Here is a 503-nt window from a genome sequence, read left to right as displayed (position 1 = left end):
GAGCCGATGCAGGTCGTCGCCGTGCGGCTCACCGCCGCCGAGCTCGAGGCCCTGGACGCCATCGCGGCGAAGCAGCACATGACCCGGTCCGAGGCGATCCGGGCCGCGCTCGCGCACTTCGCCGCGTGAGGGTCCGCCGCAGCGCCCTCAAGCACGGCGTCACCCCCGACGACGCGGTCCAGGCTGCGGACTGGCCGCTCTGGGTGGAGCCGCTCGACGACGGACCACCCGCGCGAGAACTACGCCTCGGCTTCGACACCCACGCGCGCCAGCTGGAGACCGTCGTGCTGGTGCTGGAGGACCGCGAGCTGGTCATCCACGCCATGCCCGCCCGGAGGAAGTACCTCGACCTCCTGCCGTGACACAGCCAGGTGCTGGACGGAGCGACGTCGCTCGCCACTCCGTCCGCACCCGCTCGCGGTCACCGGAAGGTCTGGACGACCTCGATGGTGCCGACGATGTGGTCGTTGAGCTCCTCGAGTCGCTCGGCGGGGATCCAGTAC

At 71.6% G+C, this 503-nt stretch carries 2 protein-coding genes; both read left to right on the top strand.

All coding sequences use genetic code 11. The features are described 5' to 3' along the window. Positions 1-129 (top strand): ribbon-helix-helix protein, CopG family (locus J7523_RS20570; protein ID WP_291890693.1); only part of this gene is annotated, 129 nt, incomplete at its 5' end. Then, a complete protein-coding gene (locus tag J7523_RS20565; RefSeq protein WP_291890691.1) occupies positions 126-362 on the top strand; it encodes a toxin in 237 nt (78 codons plus the stop codon). The genes J7523_RS20570 and J7523_RS20565, both read left to right, overlap by 4 nt. Positions 363-503 lie beyond the last annotated feature (141 nt).

Origin of the sequence: Cellulomonas sp., assembly GCF_017744555.1 — a bacterium.
Taxonomy (GTDB): Bacteria; Actinomycetota; Actinomycetes; order Actinomycetales; family Cellulomonadaceae; genus Cellulomonas.
The sequence above is the reverse complement of the archived record's forward strand: the minus strand, read 5'-3'. Positions and strand labels throughout refer to the sequence as shown.